Origin of the sequence: uncultured Romboutsia sp. (genome assembly GCF_958366745.1) — a bacterium.
Taxonomy (GTDB): domain Bacteria; phylum Bacillota; class Clostridia; order Peptostreptococcales; family Peptostreptococcaceae; genus Romboutsia; species Romboutsia timonensis.
The window spans coordinates 1-2,896 of record NZ_CATXCO010000267.1 but is presented as its reverse complement, the minus strand read 5'-3'; the positions used below and the strand labels follow the sequence as shown (position 1 = coordinate 2,896).

The window sequence follows — 2,896 nt, the reverse complement described above, 5'->3', positions numbered from 1 at the left end:
CTAGAAGAAGCTATAGAATCTGAAATGGTAAAAGTGAACTTTTTAGAGAATATGTCCCATGAGTTTAAAACACCTATTAATATAATATTAATGATATCGAAGTTACTATTATCATCAATTGAAAACAATGATTTTAACTTGGATAGAGAAAAAATAATTAACTATTTAAAGATTTTAAAACAGAATGGATATAGAATATTAAGGCTTGTAAACAATATTTTAGACTCAACTAAGTTTGATAATAAACATGATACATTAGAAATGCATAACTATAATATTATTAGCGTAGTTGAGGATATAGTTTTATCTGCAGCAGATTATATAAAAAATACTGAAAGAAGTATAGTTTTTGACACAGAAGAAGAAGAGGTAATTTTAGCTTGTAGACCTAGTTATATAGAAAAAATAATGTTAAACTTAATTTCAAATTCCTTGAAATTTATAAATGATAATGGTCAAATAGAAGTAGATATTAAAGTTAAGCAAGAAGAAGAAAAATTGTATATCCATTTAAAAAATGATGGGCCAAGTATATCAAAAAAAGATGCACAATTAATATTTAACAAATTTGTTCAAATAGAAAACCATACAAGAAGACAAAATGAAGGTAGTGGAATAGGACTATATTTAGTTAAGTGCTTAGTAGAAGCACATGGAGGTAAGATTTGGCTTAACACTGAAGTTGAATCAGGAGTAGAATTTATTTTTTATCTTCCTATAAAAACAATAGATAATGAAGATGATATAAAAATATATTCTATAGAAGAACACTCAATAATGGATAAGTGTAATATAGAATTTTCTGATGTTTATTCATTGTAAAAATAACTGTATCTTAGTAATTTAGATAGATTAAATTACTAAGATACAGTATTTATTTTTATACTATTTTTTGGAAATTACTAAAATTTATGATATAATTTTAAGTAGCAGATGAATACAAAATGGTTTGCCAATATATCATTCTAGCTAAGCGAATTTTTATAGGTAAATTAAAAAAGAGGGAATTATTATGAGAAAGAAGATTTGTATAGCATTAGCTATAATATGGATGGGTGTAATATTTTATATGTCGAATCAACCAGCATCAATATCATCTATTCATTCTGGAAATACAATAAATATTATAAGCAAATTGCCAATAATAGGTAATATAATGGACTATCTTACAAGTATTAATATAGGTGAGTTTATAGTAAGAAAATGTGCTCATATGTTTTCATACTGTATTTTAGCAGTACTTTTATTCATGTCAGTATATGAAGACAATATAAAAAAGGCAATAATAATTGCATTTTTAGGTACATTTTTATATGCATGTAGTGATGAATTTCATCAATTATTCATACCTGGAAGAAGTGGTGAGTTTAGAGATGTAATGATAGACTCGACTGGAGGTATTATGGGTATAGTATTTACTACTTTCATTGTTAAATATAAATAGGTTAATTAAAAAAATAAAAAATAGCAATACATTACATTGTAATATATGTAATGTATTGCTATTTTTTATTAAAAAAAGAAATAATAAATATAAAATATACATTTTTTTTATATTATTGCTAAAGATATAAATATAGTTGAAATAATTTATTGCTTATAAAACTTATCAATTATATACAATATTATTTCATAGTAATATATTTTTAGTAAGGAGGATCTGAAATTATGAGTACAAACGAAGATAATAAACAAAAAAAATTCTTCTATGGTTGGGTAATTGTTGCTGTATGTTTACTTGTTCAAGCAATACCGTTTGGGGTAGGTTCAAATTTACCGCCTACATTTATAAACTATGTAGTAAAGGCAGAAGGGTTTAGTTTTGCATCATTTTCATTAATGTTTACTATTGGAACTATAATATCAGCTGTCTGTTCTCCATTTATAGGTAAACTATTTACAAAGGTTAATGTAAAAGTACTTTATATAATTGCTTCTATTTTAGTTGGTGTAGGATTTATGGCATTTGCATTTGCAGGAAACCATCTAATTGCTTATTATATATTAGCAGGAATAGTACAAGTTGGTGTAGCAACAATGTCATCTATAGGAGTTCCAACTCTTATAAATGCTTGGTTTAAGGTTAATAAAGGAACTGCAATGGGGATTGCATTTTCAGGTGGTGGCTTAGGTAATATATTTTTACAAATGATAGCGGGTAAATGGTTATCTGATCCAGCAATAGGGTATAAAGGTGCTTATATAAGATTTGGAGCAATTGCTTTAGTTATATCACTAATACTATCAATATTCTTTGTAAGAATGCCAAAATCTAAGGAAGAACTAGAAGCTAATATTCCTAAAAAGAAAAAAGGCGATGAAAATGCTACACACCATATAAGTTGGGGATATACAGTTTCTGAAGCTACTAAAATGCCACAATTTTGGATGATAGGAATATCTTTTATATTTGTTGGATTCTATGTTTCTGGTGTAGCATTACAATTTATAGCATATTTACAAAGTATAGAAGAGGCAGGGATACTATTAATACCATCAGCAAGAATAGCTTCTATGTTTGGATTATTTTCAATATTTGGTTCAATTTTAGGTGGTATGTTATTTGATAAACTTGGATTAGCTAAATCATATTCTTTTGCAGGAATATTAGTTGTAATAGCATGCTTATGTTTAATATTTATACCGAATATGAATTTCCTTGGATATGTATTCCCAATATGTTTTGGTATATCTTTATTTGCATATATTATGGGACCATCATATATGACTGGTGTATTATTTGGAGACAGAGAATATAGTGCAATACTTGGAATAATACAAATATTTTTCGCTTTAGGATTTGCAATAGGTAGCCCTATATTTGGTGCAACAATAGACAATTTTGGTTGGACTGTTGGATGGATAACTACTATAATATATACTATAATAGCTTATA

The 2,896-nt window shown here is 26.6% G+C and carries 3 protein-coding genes; all 3 read left to right on the top strand.

What is annotated here, in order from left to right; all coding sequences use genetic code 11:
• Positions 1-822: sensor histidine kinase KdpD (locus Q5F54_RS12490; RefSeq protein WP_302334532.1), on the top strand; the 822-nt coding region annotated here is incomplete at its 5' end.
• Positions 823-1,012: 190 nt separating this feature from the next.
• Positions 1,013-1,444 carry a VanZ family protein gene (locus Q5F54_RS12485; RefSeq protein WP_288526457.1) on the top strand — a complete coding sequence of 144 codons (432 nt, stop codon included), beginning with the start codon at positions 1,013-1,015 and terminating at the stop codon, positions 1,442-1,444.
• A gap of 224 nt (positions 1,445-1,668) precedes the next feature.
• On the top strand, positions 1,669-2,896 hold a 1,228-nt coding region (locus Q5F54_RS12480; protein WP_302334531.1), incomplete at its 3' end, for a conjugated bile salt MFS transporter.

Bases quoted from the DNA above. Each gene is read 5' to 3' on its own strand.
- Q5F54_RS12485 (WP_288526457.1), top strand. From the start codon at position 1,013: ATGAGAAAGAAGATTTGTATAGCATTAGCTATAATATGGATGGGTGTA.